At 70.0% G+C, this 17,143-nt stretch carries 17 protein-coding genes and 2 pseudogenes; 8 read left to right on the forward strand and 11 right to left on the reverse strand.

What is annotated here, in order from left to right:
- The first annotated feature begins 18 nt into the window (after positions 1 to 18).
- Positions 19 to 282, forward strand: coding sequence for a hypothetical protein (locus tag AB0E90_RS19660; RefSeq protein WP_360407060.1), 264 nt, complete (start codon positions 19 to 21; stop codon positions 280 to 282).
- A 195-nt stretch (positions 283 to 477) separates the two neighbouring features.
- Here the strand turns inward: AB0E90_RS19660 and AB0E90_RS19665 are convergent.
- Positions 478 to 951 (reverse strand): annotated as a pseudogene (locus AB0E90_RS19665) (GNAT family N-acetyltransferase).
- A gap of 104 nt (positions 952 to 1,055) precedes the next feature.
- On the opposite strand from AB0E90_RS19665, the gene htpX reads away from it, so the two are divergent.
- From htpX to AB0E90_RS19700, 7 genes are all read left to right on the forward strand, one after another.
- Complete coding sequence (gene htpX, locus AB0E90_RS19670; RefSeq protein ID WP_360407063.1) at positions 1,056 to 1,931, forward strand: zinc metalloprotease HtpX; 876 nt, start codon at positions 1,056 to 1,058, stop codon at positions 1,929 to 1,931.
- A 70-nt stretch (positions 1,932 to 2,001) separates the two neighbouring features.
- Positions 2,002 to 3,255: an MFS transporter gene (locus tag AB0E90_RS19675; protein WP_360407066.1), complete on the forward strand. Its 1,254-nt coding sequence runs from the start codon at positions 2,002 to 2,004 to the stop codon at positions 3,253 to 3,255.
- 24 nt (positions 3,256 to 3,279) lie between these two features.
- Positions 3,280 to 3,744 carry a DUF4396 domain-containing protein gene (locus AB0E90_RS19680; RefSeq protein ID WP_360407069.1) on the forward strand — a complete coding sequence of 155 codons (465 nt, stop codon included), beginning with the start codon at positions 3,280 to 3,282 and terminating at the stop codon, positions 3,742 to 3,744.
- Positions 3,745 to 3,792: 48 nt separating this feature from the next.
- A complete protein-coding gene (locus tag AB0E90_RS19685) occupies positions 3,793 to 4,245 on the forward strand; it encodes a DUF1707 domain-containing protein (RefSeq protein ID WP_360407072.1) in 453 nt (150 codons plus the stop codon).
- Positions 4,246 to 4,270: 25 nt separating this feature from the next.
- Entirely contained in the window at positions 4,271 to 5,281 is a 1,011-nt protein-coding gene (locus AB0E90_RS19690) for an LLM class flavin-dependent oxidoreductase (RefSeq protein ID WP_360407075.1), read from the forward strand.
- A gap of 40 nt (positions 5,282 to 5,321) precedes the next feature.
- Positions 5,322 to 6,149 (forward strand): GNAT family N-acetyltransferase, encoded by an 828-nt coding sequence (locus AB0E90_RS19695; RefSeq protein WP_360407078.1) that lies wholly within the window; start codon positions 5,322 to 5,324, stop codon positions 6,147 to 6,149.
- A complete protein-coding gene (locus AB0E90_RS19700; protein WP_360407564.1) occupies positions 6,143 to 6,796 on the forward strand; it encodes an MOSC domain-containing protein in 654 nt (217 codons plus the stop codon). Before AB0E90_RS19695 ends, AB0E90_RS19700 begins: the two co-directional genes overlap by 7 nt.
- On the opposite strand, the gene AB0E90_RS19705 is transcribed toward AB0E90_RS19700, so the two are convergent.
- The 10 genes and pseudogenes from AB0E90_RS19705 to AB0E90_RS19750 form a co-directional block, all read right to left on the reverse strand.
- A complete protein-coding gene (locus tag AB0E90_RS19705) occupies positions 6,789 to 8,237 on the reverse strand; it encodes an NADH-quinone oxidoreductase subunit N (RefSeq protein ID WP_360407081.1) in 1,449 nt (482 codons plus the stop codon). The genes AB0E90_RS19700 and AB0E90_RS19705 overlap by 8 nt on opposite strands.
- Positions 8,234 to 9,721, reverse strand: coding sequence for an NADH-quinone oxidoreductase subunit M (locus AB0E90_RS19710; RefSeq protein ID WP_360407567.1), 1,488 nt, complete (start codon positions 9,719 to 9,721; stop codon positions 8,234 to 8,236). Before AB0E90_RS19710 ends, AB0E90_RS19705 begins: the two co-directional genes overlap by 4 nt.
- Before the next feature lie 5 nt (positions 9,722 to 9,726).
- A complete protein-coding gene (locus AB0E90_RS19715) occupies positions 9,727 to 11,625 on the reverse strand; it encodes an NADH-quinone oxidoreductase subunit L (protein ID WP_360407084.1) in 1,899 nt (632 codons plus the stop codon).
- Entirely contained in the window at positions 11,622 to 12,005 is a 384-nt protein-coding gene (gene nuoK / locus AB0E90_RS19720; protein WP_360407087.1) for an NADH-quinone oxidoreductase subunit NuoK, read from the reverse strand. The genes AB0E90_RS19715 and nuoK overlap by 4 nt, the downstream gene beginning before the upstream one ends.
- Before the next feature lie 494 nt (positions 12,006 to 12,499).
- Positions 12,500 to 12,991, reverse strand: a pseudogene (locus AB0E90_RS19725) (NADH-quinone oxidoreductase subunit J); the annotation flags it as partial.
- On the reverse strand, positions 12,988 to 13,623 hold the full coding sequence (locus AB0E90_RS19730; protein ID WP_360407090.1) for an NADH-quinone oxidoreductase subunit I: 636 nt from the start codon (positions 13,621 to 13,623) through the stop codon (positions 12,988 to 12,990). The pseudogene AB0E90_RS19725 and the gene AB0E90_RS19730, both read right to left, overlap by 4 nt.
- A gap of 52 nt (positions 13,624 to 13,675) precedes the next feature.
- On the reverse strand, positions 13,676 to 14,635 hold the full coding sequence (gene nuoH, locus AB0E90_RS19735) for an NADH-quinone oxidoreductase subunit NuoH (RefSeq protein WP_360407570.1): 960 nt from the start codon (positions 14,633 to 14,635) through the stop codon (positions 13,676 to 13,678).
- Positions 14,635 to 15,246 carry an NADH-quinone oxidoreductase subunit C gene (locus AB0E90_RS19740; protein WP_360407093.1) on the reverse strand — a complete coding sequence of 204 codons (612 nt, stop codon included), beginning with the start codon at positions 15,244 to 15,246 and terminating at the stop codon, positions 14,635 to 14,637. The genes nuoH and AB0E90_RS19740 overlap by 1 nt, the downstream gene beginning before the upstream one ends.
- Positions 15,247 to 15,272: 26 nt before the next feature.
- Complete coding sequence (locus AB0E90_RS19745) at positions 15,273 to 16,568, reverse strand: DUF2252 domain-containing protein (RefSeq protein ID WP_360407096.1); 1,296 nt, start codon at positions 16,566 to 16,568, stop codon at positions 15,273 to 15,275.
- A 10-nt stretch (positions 16,569 to 16,578) separates the two neighbouring features.
- Positions 16,579 to 17,136: an NADH-quinone oxidoreductase subunit B family protein gene (locus tag AB0E90_RS19750; RefSeq protein ID WP_360407099.1), complete on the reverse strand. Its 558-nt coding sequence runs from the start codon at positions 17,134 to 17,136 to the stop codon at positions 16,579 to 16,581.
- Positions 17,137 to 17,143 lie beyond the last annotated feature (7 nt).

Genomic DNA, 17,143 nt, shown 5'->3' on the forward strand with positions numbered 1-17,143 from the left:
TTCGATTAACCTGGTCGCATGGCTGTATTGGGTCGCTGGTGGAACGGCGTATGGGGCCGGCTCGGGAGGCGGGACATCTGGCTGTCGATCAACTACCGGGTTACCGCCCGGCAAGGGAACTCCGAGCACGGCAAAGTCCTGCGCTGGGACTTCGAGTCCGAGGACGCAGCCCGCTCCATGGTCGACCGGCTGACGACCGCCGACGGGCCTGGCGAGTGGCGCGAGATGGACTCAAGCAAGGCCGGCTCCGCACCTTCGGCGCCGGAGTCGCAGAGCGGCTGAAACAGAGAGCAGCGGGTGGCCGTCTCCCCCATGCGTCCCCCGCCACGCCGCCTATCCCCTGTTTCAGCAGGTCAGAACGGAGGTGCGGCCCGGACTGTAAATCCGTCGCGAAAGCTACAGAGGTTCGAATCCTCTACCCGCCACATCCACTGAAAATGGCCCCGTGAGCTGCGGAAACGCGCTCCGGGGTCGCTTTCATTCGAGGATCAGGATCGTCTCTTCGATGTCGGTGCCGCGGGCTTCGGCGTACGACATCTCGGTGTTGATCTGCTTGAAGCCGGCCTTTTCCAGGACCCGGCGGGAGCCGGTGTTGTCGCTGGCGACGCGGGCGTGCAGTGGGCGCGTCGGGACGATCTTCAGGAACAGGGTCAGGGCCTCGGTGGCTATGCCCTGGCCCCAGCGGGAGCGGTCCAGCTAGTAGGTGATTTCGGTGTCGCCCTCCATCACGAAGCAGGCGATGCTTCCGACTACCTCGCCGTCCACGGTTATCACCCGGTTGGTGACCTCGGGATTGGTGCGGATGCGGGACATCTGGGCCTCGAAGGCGGCGCGGTCGTCGGGATCGGGGGCGGTGAAGGCCGCCATCCGCACCGACTCGGGGTCACGCATCATCCGGAACAGGCGCTCGAGGTCGGCGTCGGTCAGAGCGCGCAGCGCGGTCACGGACATGCCGGAAGACGCTAGCAAGCGTTCAGCGAACTCACAGTCCCGCGCGGATGAAAATGCAGGTGAGAGGCGTTCACGTAGGTACGCAAACTCACCTAGGAGTAACAGTGTCCAGCCATCACAACGGTCTCAAGACGACCGCTCTGCTTGGTCTGCTCACCGGGCTGATCCTGGCCGTCGGCTACTGGATCGGCGGCAGCGGTGGGCTCGTGTTCGCGGTGCTCATCTCGTTGGCGATGAACGCGTTCAGCTACTTCTACTCGGACAAGCTGGCGTTGCGGGCCATGCGGGCCCAGCCGGTCAGCGAGGCCGAGTTCCCGGCGCTCTATCAGATGGTGCGGGAGCTTTCCGCCACCGCCGGGCAGCCGATGCCCCGGCTGTACGTGTCGCCGTCGCCGCAGCCCAACGCGTTCGCCACCGGGCGTAACCCGCAGCACGCGGCGGTGGCGGTCACCGTCGGCATCACCCAGCTGCTCGATCGGCGGGAGCTTCGCGCCGTCATCGGGCACGAGCTGTCGCACGTCTACAACCGCGACATCCTGATCTCCAGCGTCGCCGCGGCGCTCGCCGGGATCATCACGATGTTCGCCCAGCTGGCGATCTTCCTGCCGCTGGGTGGCGGCTCGGACGACGACGACGGCCCCAACCCGGCCGCGCTGCTGCTCATGCTGATCCTCGGGCCGCTCGCGGCCTCGGTCATCCAGCTGGCGATCAGCCGTAACCGGGAGTTCCAGGCGGACGCCTCCGGCGCCACGCTGACCGGCGATCCGCTGGCGCTCGCGAGTGCGCTCGAGAAGATCCAGTACGGGGCGGCGCGGCTGCCTCTGCCGGCCGACGGGCAGCTCACCAGCGCCGCGCACCTGATGATCGCCAACCCGTTCCGGGGCGGCGGCATCTCGGCGCTGTTCTCCACCCACCCGCCGATGGAGCAGCGGATCGCCCGCCTGCGCGAGATGGCGGGCGCGGTCCAGCACCGCCGCTGACCCAGCAAACGCCGGGCCGTCCGGAAAAACCGGGCGGCCCCGTTCGTGTGCGCCCGCTACCGTCGGTGCCGTGACCGCGCTGCGGCAGTACGCCGACGTCTGGCGGCTGCCCGCCGGGCGGATCCTGCTCAGCGTCGGCATCCTCGCCCGTCTCGGCATCGGGATGACACCGCTCGCCCTGCTCCTGCTCGTGCAGGAAGCCACCGGGCGCTACTCGGCGGCCGGCCTCACCGGCGGCCTCTACGCGATCGCCGGCGGTGTCGTGAGCCCGGTCGTGGGTCGCCTCGCCGACCGGATCGGGCCGGCGCCGATCCTGCTCGCCACCGCCGTGCTGCACCCGCTCGCCCTGGTGGCCCTGGTGCTGGTGAGTCGCGGGGGCGAGTCCGCTCTGGCCTGGATCTTCGTGGCGTCGGCGGTCGCGGGCGCTACCTATCCCCCGCTGACCGCGGCGATCCGGCGTGCCTGGAACGACATGACCGCGGCCGGTTCCGGCCAGCATCATCTGCGGGGCGCCGCGCTGGCCGCCGAGACCTCGCTGTTCGAGCTGGTGTTCGTGCTCGGGCCGATCCTGGTGTCGGTGCTCGTGGTGATCACGCACCGGCCGGCGGCGGCGTTGCTGGCGGCCGCGGCGGCCACGTTCGCCGGCACCGGCTGGATCTCCCGGCTGCCGGTGATGCGGCATCGGCACCGGGCCGATTCGGGGCTCGCCGCCAGAGGGCTCGGACCGCTGGCTGCGGCCGGGTTCCCGGCGCTCATGACCTGCGTGGTGGCGCTGGGCATCGCGTTCGGCGCGGCTGGGGTCATCGTTCCGGCGTACGCGGAGCACCACGGCGGCGGTGACGGGCTCGGCGGCGTACTCCTCGGCATCTGGGGTGTGGGCAGTGCGGTCGGCGGCATCTGGTTCGGCACCCGGCGGCCGGCGATGGCTCTCGCCCGGCAGTTCGCCTGGGCGCTCGGCGCGGTCGCGGCCAGCTTCCTGATCCTGACCGTGATGCCGCGGCCGCTCTATCTGGGCATGGCGCTGGTGCTGGGCGGGGTGACCATCGCGCCGGCTCTGACGATCGGCAACACGCTGGTCGGGCGTCTTGCCCCGGCGGCGATGCTGAACGAGGCGTACACCTGGACCGTGACCGTCTCGGTCGGCGGCAGTGCCGTCGGCGCCGCGGTGGCCGGCCTGATCGTCGACCGGCCGGGCGGTCTGCCGTGGGCGTTCGTCTTCGCCGGCAGTGTGCTGGTGGCGGCGGCTCTGGTGACGGCGGCACCGAGTGGGCCGATCGCCCGCGCCGAGGAGAGTCTGCAGGAGCAACTGGCCGGTCGAAAATGAACCCCCCGGGGGTATGTTGATTGCATGAACTCGCGAGATCTGACCAAGGCCGCCATCTCGGCGACACTGCACTGCCTCACCGGGTGTGCCATCGGGGAGATCCTCGGCATGGTGATCAGCACGGCGCTGGGGTGGCACAACGCCGGCAACATCGCGCTCTCCATCGTGCTGGCCTTCTTCTTCGGCTACACGCTGGCCATCCGGCCGGTGCTCGCGGCCGGTGTCGACTTTCGCCGGGCGCTCGGAGTCGCGCTGGCCGCCGACACCGTCTCGATCGCGGTCATGGAAATCGTCGACAACGGCAGCCTGCTGTTCATCCCGGGGGCGATGAATGCCGGGCTGGGCGACCTTCTCTTCTGGGGCAGCCTGATCGCCTCGCTGGCCATCGCGTTCGTCATCACGGTGCCGGTCAACCGGTGGATGATTTCGCGCGGCAAAGGGCACGCGGTGGCGCATCAATATCACCACGCGCAGCAGCATCACCACTGATGGATCAGCTCGGATAATCTGACCCGCATCAACGGGGAGGAGCGTCCGATGGGGAAAGAGATCCGGGTCGACATCGAGACGCTCCGGGCGGCCGACTCCGATCGGCAGAAGGTCGCCGACCAGCTGAGAGCGGCGCTCGACGAGGGTCGACTTTCGCTTCATGAGTACGACGAACGGGTGCGCGACGCGTACGGCGCAAAGACGTACAAGGAATTGCTCGTCCTCGTCGCCGACCTGCCCCGCCCGGGTCTGAGCGCGAGCGAGGTCGCCGCCCGGCAACTGGCCGAGCGGCGCCGCGAGGCGCGTCGGCTGCCGCCGGCGCTGATCGTGCTCTGGACCATCTGGGCGACGCTCGCCGTGGTCAACCTGGTGGTGTTCGCCCTGGTGGTGGCGAGCACGGACGGGACGATCTATCCGTGGCCGGCCTGGCTGCTGGTGCCGGGCGCGGCGCTCGGCGCGGTCACGGTGGGCGTGCAGGCGATCCGCAACCAGAAGCACTGATCACGGCCGCGTTAAAGTCGGACGTATGACGCGCGTTCCGCTCTCCGTGCTCGACCTGGCCACCGTCCGTGACGGGCACACGAGCGCCGATGCGCTCCGCGGCACTCTCGAGATCGCCAAGACCGCCGACGAGCTTGGTTACCGCCGGTTCTGGGTGGCGGAGCACCACAACATGCCGGCGGTCGCGTCGACCGCTCCCCCGGTGCTGATCGCCTCGGTGGCCGCGCGCACCGACCGCATCAAGGTCGGCTCCGGTGGCGTGATGCTGCCCAACCACATGCCGTTCGTGGTGGCCGAGCAGTTCGCGATCCTGGAGGCGCTGCACCCGGGCCGCATCGACCTGGGCATCGGCCGCGCGCCGGGCACCGACCAGGCCACCGCGACCGCGCTGCGCGGCGTCTCGCCCTATCTGACGGTCGAGCATTTTCCGGAGCACCTGCAGACGCTGCTGGCCTTGCTGGGCGACGAGCGGATCGACGCCGGGTCGGCCTCCCGGCTGCGGGCGACGCCGGCCGCGGAGAGTTTCCCCGAGGTGTGGATGCTCGGCTCCTCGACCTACGGCGCGCAGGTGGCGGCGGCGCTGGGGCTGCCGTTCTGCTACGCCTACCACTTCGCGACGAGCTCCGATGTGGAGTCCGCGCTGCATCTCTACCGGTCCGGGTTCAAGCCGTCGCCGCACTTTCCGGCGCCACACGTCATGGTCAGCGCCTCGGTGATCGCGGCCGAGACGACCGACGAGGCGCTCTACCTGGCCGGCCCGAGCCGGATCATGGCGTTGAGCCTGCGCACCGGCCGGCTCGGCCCGATCGTCTCGCCCGAGCAGGCCGCGCAGGTCGAACTGTCCGATCTGGACCGGGCGATGCTCGACTCCCTGCCGGGCACGCAATATGCGGGCACCGCCGAGGAGGTCGTCGACGCCCTGGACGCGCTGGTCGAACGAACCGGGGCGGACGAGCTGATTCTCGCCGGGACCGTCTACGACCCGGCTACCCGGCAGGATTCGCTGGCCCGGATCGCGAAGGTCTGGGGTCTCTAATCGGGGTGCATTCCCGCCCTCGCTGGAGAAAGATGGGGGAATGCCCTGGGAGCTGACCGCGGATGTCGAGGCTTTCGTCGCCACCGCGGGGGATTTCCTGCGGTCCCGGCCGGTTCAGCACACGGTGATGCTCACGCTGGTCGGCACGTTGCGGCGGCGAGGGCTTCATGCGTACGGGCCGGGGGATCCGGTTTTCGGCTTTTGGCGCCCTGACCAGAGTGTTGAAGCCGTCCTGATCCAGACCCCGCCGTACCCGATGATGTTCAGCGCGATGCCCGCCGCGGCCGTTCCCGAGGCCGTCGAGGCGGTCGCCGATCGCCCGTTGACCGGGGTGAACATGCTGGCCGACACCGTCGACGAGTTCGTAGCCGGTTGGCATGAGCGCACCGGCGCCACGACCACCGTGAAGATGCGCACCCGGCTGTACCTTTTGGACACTCTCCCGCCGCCTGCCAGACAAATAGGACAGTCACGCGTTGCGGCGGCGGCGGATCGGGACCTGTTGCTGCGCTGGCATGAAGCGTTCTACGACGAGATCGGCGAAAGATCGCCCGGTGGGATCGTCGACGATCGGCTCGGCTACGGCGGCGTCGTGCTGTGGGAGGTCGACGGCGTGCCGGTGTCGGTGGCCGAGTTCTCCCGGGTCGAGGCGGGGATGAGCCGGGTGCAGATGGTCTACACCCCGAAGGAGTTTCGCGGTCGCGGCTATGCCGGTGGCGCCACTACGGTGGCCACCCGAGCCGCGATCGACCAGGGCGCCGAGGCGGTCGTCCTCAACACCGATCTGGCCAATCCGACCAGCAACGGGCTTTATCAGCGGCTGGGTTACCGGCCGGTCGAGGATCGAACGGTGGTGGAGTTCTGGTGAATGTCCTCTCGGTGAACGTCGGCGTTCCCCGGTCCAACCCGGCGAAACAGCTCGCCATGACCGGCATCGACAAGCGGCCGGTCGACCATCCGGTGCAGGTGCGCGCGCCCGGGCCGAAGACAACCGGCCTGCACAGCGGATTGGTCGGCGATCCGATCGGCGACATCAGGAGCCACGGCGGCGACAACCAGGCGGTCTATGCGTACGCCCGGGAGGACTACGACTGGTGGGAGAAGGAGCTCGGCCGGCAACTGGCCGCCGGCGCTTTCGGCGAGAACCTCACCACGGTCGGGGTCGACGTGTGCGGGGCGATGATCGGCGAGGTCTGGCGGATCGGTGACGAGTTGGAGCTGCAGGCGACGTTCGGGCGGATCCCGTGCGTCACGTTCCAGGTCCGGATGGAGGAGCCGCACTGGTTGAAGCGGTTCACCAAGGAGAACCGGACCGGGGCCTATCTGCGCGTGGTGACGCCCGGGTCGGTGCAGGCCGGCGACTCGATCTCGATCGTCCACCGGCCGGCGAAGAGCGTGAGCATCGCCGAGGCGTTCCACATCTACATGCTCGACCGGCCTCGGCTGGCCCGGCTGCTCGACGCCGAAGGGCTGGACGCCGACATGCGTGCAGAGATCGAGAAGAAGGTCAGCTGAGCGCGTCGAAGAGCAGCTGCGGGGCGAAGCCGATCGCCACCGCCGCGATCGCCGCGCCGATCAGGGCGGCCGCCACCGGGGCGGTCACCCGCACCCGCGGGTGGGTGGCCGCCTCGAGCAGGTCCGGGTCGACGATCTGGATGCCGGGCTTGGGCGGGTGCACGTAAAGGTTGGCGCCGACGCGTACGTAGTAGGCCAGGCCGATCACCGCGTTCAGCGCGACGAAGCCGGCCAGCCACCCCCAGCCCGCGCCGATCAGCGCGTCCACCACCGTGACCTTGGCGAACATGCCGGCCAGACCGGGCGGCAGGCCGGCCAGGCCGGCGAGGGCGAGCACCATGGCGGCACCGAGCCACGGGTGCCGGCGGCCGGCGCCGCGGTAGGCGAGCAGATCGCCGCCGTCGGCGGCCGGTGGCCGCAGCGCCACCACGACGCCGAACGCGAGGAACTCGAGCAGCACGAAGAACACCGCGTAGACGCCGGCCGCCCGGACACCCTCGGCGCCCAGCGCGAGAGCGGCCAGGATGTAGCCGGCCTGCGCGATCGACGACCAGGCCAGCAGCCGCACCATCCGCTGCTGACGCAACGCCACCAGGTTGCCGGTGGTCATCGTGAGCACGGCCAGGGCGGCCATGATCGGGGCGGCGTCCAGCCTCGAGACGATCGCGGCCAGGGCCAGGATGCCGCCCAGTTTCGAGGCGGTGGACAGATAGGCAGCGACCGGCAGTGGCGAGCCCTCGTAGGTCGGCGGCGCCCAGGCGTGCATCGGGACGGCCGCGACCTTGAACGCGAAGCCGATCACCAGCAGGGCGGCGCCGGTCTGCGCGACCGGAGCGAGCGGGCCGATGCCGGCGACCAGGTGGTTGAGGTGGATCGCGCCGGTGGCGGCGTAATTGAGAGCCGCACCGAGCAGCGCGATCGCCGTGGAGACCACGCTGATCAGGAAGAACGTGATGGACGCGGAGGCGCCCGCGGTGCTGGCCTTCTCGCCCGGGGCGAAGCGGCGCAGGCCGACCAGGATGTACAGCGGCAGGGTCAGTGTCTCCAGGCCGACGATCAGGGTGATCAGGTCGCCGGCGTAGCCGATCACGATGCCGCCGGTCATCGACGCGGCGAGCAGGAAGCAGAACTCGCCGGGCGGGGCGGCGCCGATCCGCAGCGACGGCACCGACAGGGCCAGCACGCCGATGGTGAGTGCCACGAATACGACGGCCATGGTGACGGCCAGCGGTGTCGGGACCCAGGAGCACTCGGGGCCGACGCAAAATGTCGGCTTTCGCGTGCCCACGACAATCGCGCAGACAGCCGTGGCCAGGCCCCCTGCGCTTAAAACCCCGACCGTAAACCCTCGCCGAGCCAGCAGAAGGTCGGCGAGGAGGACGAGAACGGCGGTCCCGGAGGCCGCGTAGAGCGGCAGCAGCGTCACCTGGTCGATGGTCATCGGATCAGCGCCTCCACCGGCAGCGACGTCATGGCCAGCACCAGGGACGGCACCAGGCCGACGGCCAGGGTCAACGCCACCAGCGGCGCCCAGGCGAACCATTCCACGCCGGAGATCCCCGGCGACACCGGCGTGCCGACCGGTCCGTGCGTCACCTTGCGCAACAGGCGCAGGAAGTACGCGGCGGTCAGCGCGCCGCCGACCGCGGCCACCGCGGCCAGCACGATCCACAGCGCTCCGCCGTGCTGCACGGCCGCGACCACGGCGAACGCCTCACCCCAGAAGCCGGCCAGGCCGGGCAGCCCCAGCGACGCGATCGCGGCGAACCCGAGCAGGCCGGCCAGCCGGGGCGCGGTCTCCCGCAGGCCACCGAGCGCGGCCAGATCGCCGGTGTGCGCCCGGTCCTTGATCGCCCCGGCCAGGAAGAACAGCAGTCCGGTGATCAACCCGTGCGCCACGTTGCCGAGCAGCGCCGCCTGGATGCCGGTGGTGGTCAGGGTGGCGATGCCGAGCAGCACGAAACCCATGTGACCGACGCTGGAATAGGCGATCAGTCGCTTCAACTCGGTCTGCCGCAGGCAGATCAGGGCGCCGGCGACGATGGCGGCCGCGGCCAGAATGCCCAGCGCCGGCGCGGCCCACTGCGCGCCGAGCGGCGTCACGCCGACGCCGACCCGGATCAGGCCGTACGTGCCCATCTTCAGCAACACGCCGGCCAGGATCACCGAACCGACCGTCGGGGCCTGGGTGTGTGCGTCGGGCAGCCAGCTGTGCAGTGGCCAGAGCGGGGCCTTCACCGCGAACGCGACGGCGAACAGGGCGAACGCGGCGTACTGGGTGGTCTTGGTCAGGATCGGCTCGCCGCTGAGCGCGACGATGTTGCCGGTGCGGGCGTGCACCACCACGGTGAGCACGCCCAGCAGCAGGAGCACCGAGCCGAACAGGGTGTAGAGCACGAACTTGCGGGCGGCCCGGCGCCGGTCCTCGCCTCCCCAGCCGGCGATCACCGCGTACATCGGGAGCAGCACGACCTCGAAGAACAGGAAGAACAGGATCAGGTCGAGGGCAAGGAAGGTGCCGAGGATGCCGGCTTCGAGGACCAACAGCAGGGCCAGGAGGGTACGCGGTGAGCCGCCCGCCGGCGCACGCCGCATCGTGTAGACGCAGCAGAGCAGCGTGAGCAACCCGGTCAGCGCGACCAGGGGGTAGGACACCCCGTCGACGCCCAGGTGGAAGTCGAGGCGCAGGGACGGCACCCAGGAGACGTCGAGCTCGGCCCACGGTTTCACGGCCGAGGGCCGGGCGCCCTCTCCCAGATTGGAGTCGTGGGCGAACGCCAGCACGACGATCGGGATCAGGGTCACCGCCGCGAACGCGGTCGCGGTGACGCCGGCGACGCGGGCCGGCAGCACGGCCAGCAGCGCGGCGCCGACGACCGGCAACGCCACGGCCGCGACCAGCATCACCTGGTAGACGTCGTTCATCTGCTTCACGAGGCGGCTCCGAACCAGACGGTCAGCAGCAGGGCGCCGGCGAAGACGATGAGCGCGGCGAAGGGCAGGGCCATCCGGTGCATGTCCGAGACCAGCTCGCCCAGCCAGCTGGTGGCGGTGCCGGTGCCCTCGACCGAGGCGTCGACGACCCGCTCGTCGGTCGTCTTGGCCAGCCGGGCGATCTGCTTCACCGGGCGGACGATGAGGCGGTCCTGCACCTCGTCGAGGCGGAAGCCCTTCTGGAAGAACTCGCGGGCCGGGCCGAGCACGGCGGCCGGGTCGACGCCGGGGGCCGCGCGCCACAACCACCAGGCCGAGCCGGCGCCGAGGGCGAGCAGCACCAGCGGCAGCACGATGGCCACGCCCAGGTGCGGGTCTTCCAGCTCGAGGGCGGTGCGGAAGCCCGGGGCGTAGGCGGCCAGGCCGAGCAGCGCGGCCGGGATCGCCAGCAGGATGATCGGCCGGCGCATCAGGCCGGGCGGGTCGTGCGGGGTGTGCGCCTCGGTGTAGCGGGCGTCGTCGAACCCGACCTCCCAGTCCGGTCCGTCCGGGCCGTGCGCGCGGGAGATGCCGAAGAACGCGCAGAGCAGCAGGCGGGTGGCGTACCAAGCGGTGAGCGCGATGGCGAACAGCGCGGCCAGCCAGACCAGCCAGGCCACCCAGACCGGGGCCGGACCGCCGCCGTCGGTGGCGTGCGCGGCCGCGGCCAGCACGTTCTCCTTCGACCAGAAACCGGCCAGTGGCGGCAGGCCGGCCAGCGCACCCAGCCCGACCACGAACGACCAGAACGTGACCGGCATGTGCTCGCGCAGGCCGCCCATCCGGGACAGGTAGTTGGTGCCGACCGCGTGGATCACCGCGCCGGCCGCGAGGAACAGCAGCGCCTTGAACGCGGCATGGGTCAGCAGGTGGAACAGCGCGGCGGCGGGCGAGCCGACCGCCAGCGCGCCGGTCATGTAGCCGATCTGGCTCACCGTCGACCAGGCCAGCACCCGCTTCAGGTCGTCCTGCGCGGTTGCGCTCAGCGCGCCCAGCAGGATCGTGATCGAGGCGGCCACACCGAGCACGGCCAGCGCGGCCGGGGACTGCTCGTACAGCGGGTACATCCGGAAGACGACGTAGACGCCGGCCGCGACCATGGTGGCGGCGTGGATCAGCGCCGAGATCGGGGTGGGGCCGGCCATCGCGTCCGGCAGCCAGGTGTGCAGCGGGAACTGGGCGCTCTTGCCGGCCACGCCGGCCAGGATCAGCAGCAGCGCGGCGGTGAGCGTGCCGTGGCTGTAGTCGTGCGTCAGGACCACGCTGATCCGGGTGGTGCCGGCGTCGACGGCCAGGAGCGCGATGCCGAGCAGGAAGCCGACGTCGCCGACCCGGGTGACCAGGAATGCCTTGACCGCGGCGGCCGGCGCTTCGGGCAGCCGCCGGTCGTGGCCGATGAGCAGATAGGAGCAGGCGCCCATCACCTCCCAGCCGACCAGCATGCCGATCAGGTCACCGGACGTGACGACGAGCAGCATCGCGCCGGTGAACAGGCTGACCTGGGCGGCGTACGGCGCGTAGCGGGGGTCGTCGTGCAGGTAGGCGATCGAGTAGATCTGCACGAACAGCGCGACCACGCCGACTGCCAGCGCGATGTAGAGAGCGGCCAGGCCGGCCGAGAAGCCGAGCGTGATGTCGATGTCGCCGATGCTGACCCAGTGGGTGTTGGCATCGAGCGGCATGGTCGCGCCGAGCAACATCTCCATGGTCACGACGAGCGAGATGGCCGCTCCCGCGACGCCGAGCGAGGCGGCAGTCCGTCGCGGACCGTGATCCCCGGGCTTCAGGGTCAAACCCACAACACCAAGCAGCAGGGGTACGCCGGGGATCAGCGCACCGAACGTGGCGGCGTTCACCCGGTCACCTGCGTCTCGCTCTTCTCGTGGTCGTGCTCGTCCAGCACCACCTCGTCGATCACGACTGCCCGGTGCAGGCGGTAGTACTGCAGGACGATCGCCAGGCCGACGCCCACCTCGGCGGCGGCCAGCACGATGATGAACAGCGCGAAGATTGCCCCGGACCTCGGCTCCGGCACCGGATAGGCCCACGCCTCGGGCTGCACTCCGTTCAGGACCGCGCGGACCGTCCCGTCGGCGGCGACCAGGATCAGGTTGACCGCGTTGAGCATCAGCTCGACCGCCATCAGGACCAGGATCGCGTTACGCCGGCGCAGGACGCCGTAAACACCGAGAGCGAAGAGCAGAGACGCGATGACGTACGGGATGACCGCGTGCATCACTTCTCCTTCCCGTCGTCGTTCTCGCCGGCCGGGAGCGCCGGGCGATCCTTGCGGCCCTCGAGCTTGTCCTTCTCCGGCCGCTTTTCCTTGACCGGCTCGCCTTCCACCAGCTCGCCCTCGACCACGTTGCCCTCGATCGCGCGCCGGGGCGGGATCGGCTGATCGTTCTCGACCACGCTCTCACCCTGGATGATCCGGGAGTCGAGAATCTCGGCGTCGCGCGGCTGACCCACCCGCGGGCGGGCCTCGTGGGCGCCGAAGACCAGGTCATGCGCCTGCTGCCGGAGCGGGTCGGCCGGCGCCGGTTCGGACTCGGGGGCGTTCGCCGCCGCCTCGGCCGCCAGCGCGTCGGCGTGCGCCTGCCGGACCCGGGCCTGCGCGGCGGTCTGGCGGGCGGCGATCCGCTCCAGCCGGGCAACCACCTCGGCCGACTCGTCGACCGGGTCGTGCGGGCCATCGGCCGTCTCGACCGCCGCCGGGTCGGGCCGGGCGCCCAGGTCGGGGCGGGACAGCACGATCGCGCCGATCAGGGCGGCCAGCAGCAGGATCGACAGCACCTCGAACGGCAGCACCCAGGCGCCGAAGACCTGCTCGCCGACCCGCTCGGCGGTGCTGGGCGGGGGCAGTTCGAACTCGGTCCAGCGGAACGCGTCGATCAGCAACGCGGCCAGCCCGAAACCGGTGCCGGCGCCGATGATCGCGGCCGGGAGGGCCGGCCGGTCCAGGTCTTCCGACGGGCCGATCGGGGCCCGGGTCAGCATCACCGCGAACAGCAGCAGGACGACCACAGCGCCGACATAGACCAGCACCTGCACCCAGGCGACCAGCTCGGCGCCCATCACCAGATAGAGGCCGGCGATCGCGCCCAGGCTCACCACCAGGTAGAAACCGGCCCGGACCAGGTGACTGCTGGTCACCACGAGCGCGCCGGAGCCCAACGCGATCAGGCCGAGAGCCAGCATGAGCGCGTCCGCCACGGTCACTGCGGTTGCTCCGGGGGTTCGGGCTCGGCTTGAGCAGCTGGGTTCGGCCGCCCTGCGGGTGGTGCGGTGGGACGGCGTACATCTGCCTTCGCGGCCGTTGCCGCCCCCGGACCCGCAGCTTTCCGCGCGGCCGTCGCTTCTTCCTTGGAAGGTTCGCCGAGCACGTCGTGGGCCGGCGGCGGAGGCACCGTGCGCATCCACTCGCCCAGCCGATTTTTGTCGTGCAGGAGATCGAGGACGTCGGTCTCGGCGTACTCGAACTCGGGCGTCCAGTGCAGCGCGTCGAAGGGGCAGACCTCGATGCAGATGCCGCAGTACATGCACAGCGAGAAGTCGATGTCGAACTTGTCGAGCACGTTGCGCTGCCTCGCGCGCGCCGCGCCCGGGACGACGACCTCTTCCTTGTGCGAGTCGATGTAGATGCACCAGTCGGGGCACTCGCGGGCGCAGAGCATGCAGACCGTGCAATTTTCCTCGAGCAGCGCGATCACGCCCCGGCTGCGCGGCGGGAGCTCGGGCTCGACGTCCGGATATTGCCGGGTCGTCGATCGCTTGGTCATCGTCTTGAGCGTGACGGCGAGCCCCTGCACCAGCCCTTTGCCCGGCGTGCCCCGCTCCCCGTCATCAGTCACAAACGCACATCCTGCCCCGTCAGGGGTTTTGATGCGAGCACACCCCCGCGTATTACGTCGCTATCTTCACCGCGGCGGTCAGAACCAACTGGGCCAGGGCCAGCGGGACCAGGATCAGCCAGCAGAGACGCTGGAGTTGGTCCTCGCGCAGGCGGGGGAAGGTGACCCGGAACCAAATGATCACGAAGGACAGGGCGAAGATCTTCAGCAGGGTCCACAGCCAGCCGAGATGATCGGCGGCGGGGCCGTGCCAGCCGCCCAGGAACAGGACCGTGGTCAGAGCGGCGATCACGATGATGCCGACGTATTCCGCCAGCAGGAAGAACGCGAAGCGCAGACCGGTGTATTCGGTCATGTACCCGAAGACCAGCTCCGAGTCGGCGATCGGCATGTCGAACGGGGGACGGCGGATCTCGGCCAGGCCGGCGACGAAGAAGATGATCGCGGCCGGCGCCTGCCACAGCAGCCACCACGGCTTCCACGCCTCGACGATGCCGGGGAGGCTCAGCGTGCCGGCCGCCATCGCCACGCTCGCCGCCGCCAGCACCAGCGGCAGCTCGTAACCGAGCAACTGGGCGGCGCCGCGCAGGCCACCGAGCAGGCTGTATTTGTTGGCGCTCGCCCACGCCGACATCAGCACGGCGAGCACGCCTACGCCGAGAACGGCGAGGACGAAGAACAGGCCCACGTCCAGCGGCTGGGCGACCAGGTTGCCCGGTCCGAGCGGGACGGCCAGCAGCACCAGGAGGTAAGGGAACAGGGCCACGATCGGCGCCAGCCGGAACACCCCGCGGTCGGCGTCCTTCGGGGTGATGTCTTCCTTCTGGACGAACTTCACGCCGTCGGCGACCAACTGCGCCCAGCCGTGGTAACCGCCCGCGTACATCGGGCCGAGGCGGCCCTGCATGTGGGCCATCACCTTGTGTTCGGCCTGGCCGACGATCAGCGGCAGGGTGAGGAACCCGACCACCACGGCCACGATGCGGATCAGGAGATCGAGCCAGAGCGGCATCATTTCGCGTCCGGCCCCCACTCGGCCGGATCGGGCACTCCCGGCGGCCGCATCGGAGCGCGCTTGGACGTGCCGGCCTCGGACTCGCCCGGCTCCTTGGCGCCCGGCCACGCCTTCGCCACCCGGGCCGCGAGCACGAACTCCTTGCGCAGCGGGTGGCCCTCGAAACCGGGCGGCAGCAGCAGCGGCCGCAGGTCGGGGTGGCGCGCGAAGTGGATGCCGAACATCTCGAACGTCTCCCGCTCGTGCCAGGCGGCGCCGGGGAACAGCTCGACCACCGACTCGACCACCGGGTCTTCCCGGGTAACCCGGGTGCGCATCAGCAGCGAATGCTTGCGGCGGGTCGAATAAAGGTGGCACAGCACGGAGAAGCCCTCGTCGAGCTCGTCGACCGCGGACAGCCAGTCGAAGTAGTCGCAGCCCAGCGCGCCGTTGTGCTTCGCTGTGCCGATCGCCTCCCACCAGCGGGCGGCCGGCACGTCGACGACGGCACGCTCGTGGCCGGGGCCGCCACCGGAGACGGACGCGGTCGCGTTGGCCTTGTCCGGCTGGTCGGGCGAGTCGTCCTCCATCAGCGTGACCAGGCGTTCGCCGACCTCTTCGGGCGTCATGGCGTCATCCTATGGCTGCTCTTGACCTACCGGCCCGGCAGCTGACCGTTACGGAACACGTCGACGAAGTCCTGGTGGTCGTCGCGGGCCTGATCGCCGTATCGATGCGCGAACTCGACCAGGTGGTCGACGAAGCCCTTCTCGTCCTTGTCGACGGCGGCGGCGATCGATTCCTCGGTGGAGAAGTCGACCAGGTCGTGGCTGGACTCGTCGTCGGCGACCGAGTGCATGCGGGCGACCGCGCGGCCCAGGTCGGTGATGACGCCGAGCAGCTCGTCGGGCTCGTTGACGTCGGCCCAGTCGAGGTCGGCCGCGTAGGGCGACACCTCGGCCACGAGCTGGCCGATGCCGTTGAGCGTGGTGTAGCCGACCCACGGATCGGCGTGCGCCTGCAGCGCGTGCTGCGACTCGGCGGTGCGGTGGCCCTGATGCTTGAAGTACGCCTGCACGCGCTCGTCGTCGACCCAGCGCGCGACGGCCGGCACCTGCGCCTGCTTCATATAGATGATCACGTCGTTTTCCAGGGCCTGGGTGTGGCCCTCGAGCAACAGGTTGTAGGACGGGAGGCCGGCCGAGCCGATGCCCACGCCCTTGCGCAGCTTGATGTCCTTGATGTTGGTGGCCACCGCCCGGTTTGCGTCGGGCAGCGTCGACAGGTAGTCGTCGAACGCGGCACGGACCAGGGACTCGGTCACCTCGTCGACCTCGAATACGCCGTCGCCCGCGGAGAACCGGCGCTCGTAGTCGTCGATCGTGGTCTGGCCGGCCAGCAGGTCGACCCGGGTGTTGAGGCGGGCCTCCTGCAGCACGCGGCGCAGCACCCCGTCCGCGGTGTCCAGCGTGATCGAGCCGATCGCGTCGTCGCCGCCGGACGCGATCGCCCGCAGCTCGATCAGATAGGACTGGGCGAACGCCTTGACCAGCGTCGTGATGTTGTCGTCGGAGAGCGCCTTTTGGTAACCGATCAGGGCGAGGCTGGCCGAGAACCGCTTGAGGTCCCAGGCGAACGGCCCGACATAGGCCTCGTCGAAGTCGTTGACGTTGAAGACCAGGACGCCCGACGAGTTCATGTAGGTGCCGAAGTTTTCCGCGTGCAGATCGCCGTGGATCCACACCCGGCTGGTCCGCTCGTCGAGGAAGCGGTCGTCGGCGAACGCGCTCGTCATGTCGGCGTAGAAGAGCGAGGCGCTGCCCCGGTAGAAGGCGAACGGCGAGGCCGCCATTTTCCGGAACTTCCGCCGGAAGGCGGCCGGATCGAGCGCCATCAGCTCGCCGAATTCCCTGGTCAGAACGTCGATGATGAAATCCGCGCGAGGGCTCATAAGGCGCAGACTAGTCGGCGGTGCGGACCGGAGGAGGGACCATCGGGGCAGTCAGAGAGGAAGCGTCGCGAGGGCTTTTTATTGGATCGGGGCGCGGCACCCCGCCGAGGCCGGACTGCTCGGCGGCGATCTTTTCCTGCAGGCGAAGGATGCCGTGCAGCAGCGCCTCGGGGCGGGGCGGGCAGCCGGGGACGTAGACGTCGACCGGGATCAGCTGGTCGACGCCCTTGGTCACCGAGTAGGAATCCCAGTACGGTCCGCCGCAGTTCGAGCAGGAGCCGAACGAGATCACGTATTTCGGCTCGGGCATCTGGTCGTAGAGCCGCTTGATGGCCGGGGCCATCTTGTCGGTGACCGTGCCGGAGACGACCATGAGGTCGGCCTGGCGGGGGCCGTGCGCGAACGGGATCACCCCGAGGCGCATGAAGTCGTGCCGGCTCATGCTGGACGCGATGAACTCGATCGCGCAGCACGCCAGCCCGAAGTTGAACACCCAGAGGGAGTAACGCCTCCCCCAGTTCAGGACGAACCGGATGGGCTCGCCGAGCACTCCTGGCAGACCGGACACGTCGTCA

Source organism: Actinoplanes sp. NPDC026619, assembly GCF_040638295.1.
Classification (GTDB): domain Bacteria; phylum Actinomycetota; class Actinomycetes; order Mycobacteriales; family Micromonosporaceae; genus Actinoplanes.

Bases quoted from the DNA above. Each gene is read 5' to 3' on its own strand.
- AB0E90_RS19660 (WP_360407060.1), top strand. From the start codon at position 19: ATGGCTGTATTGGGTCGCTGGTGGAACGGCGTATGGGGCCGGCTCGGG.
- AB0E90_RS19680 (WP_360407069.1), top strand. From the start codon at position 3,280: ATGAACTCGCGAGATCTGACCAAGGCCGCCATCTCGGCGACACTGCAC.
- AB0E90_RS19685 (WP_360407072.1), top strand. From the start codon at position 3,793: ATGGGGAAAGAGATCCGGGTCGACATCGAGACGCTCCGGGCGGCCGAC.
- AB0E90_RS19690 (WP_360407075.1), top strand. From the start codon at position 4,271: ATGACGCGCGTTCCGCTCTCCGTGCTCGACCTGGCCACCGTCCGTGAC.
- AB0E90_RS19695 (WP_360407078.1), top strand. From the start codon at position 5,322: ATGCCCTGGGAGCTGACCGCGGATGTCGAGGCTTTCGTCGCCACCGCG.
- AB0E90_RS19705 (WP_360407081.1), bottom strand. From the start codon at position 8,237: ATGACCATCGACCAGGTGACGCTGCTGCCGCTCTACGCGGCCTCCGGG.
- AB0E90_RS19710 (WP_360407567.1), bottom strand. From the start codon at position 9,721: ATGAACGACGTCTACCAGGTGATGCTGGTCGCGGCCGTGGCGTTGCCG.
- nuoK (WP_360407087.1), bottom strand. From the start codon at position 12,005: ATGCACGCGGTCATCCCGTACGTCATCGCGTCTCTGCTCTTCGCTCTC.
- nuoH (WP_360407570.1), bottom strand. From the start codon at position 14,635: ATGCCGCTCTGGCTCGATCTCCTGATCCGCATCGTGGCCGTGGTGGTC.
- AB0E90_RS19740 (WP_360407093.1), bottom strand. From the start codon at position 15,246: ATGACGCCCGAAGAGGTCGGCGAACGCCTGGTCACGCTGATGGAGGAC.
- AB0E90_RS19745 (WP_360407096.1), bottom strand. From the start codon at position 16,568: ATGAGCCCTCGCGCGGATTTCATCATCGACGTTCTGACCAGGGAATTC.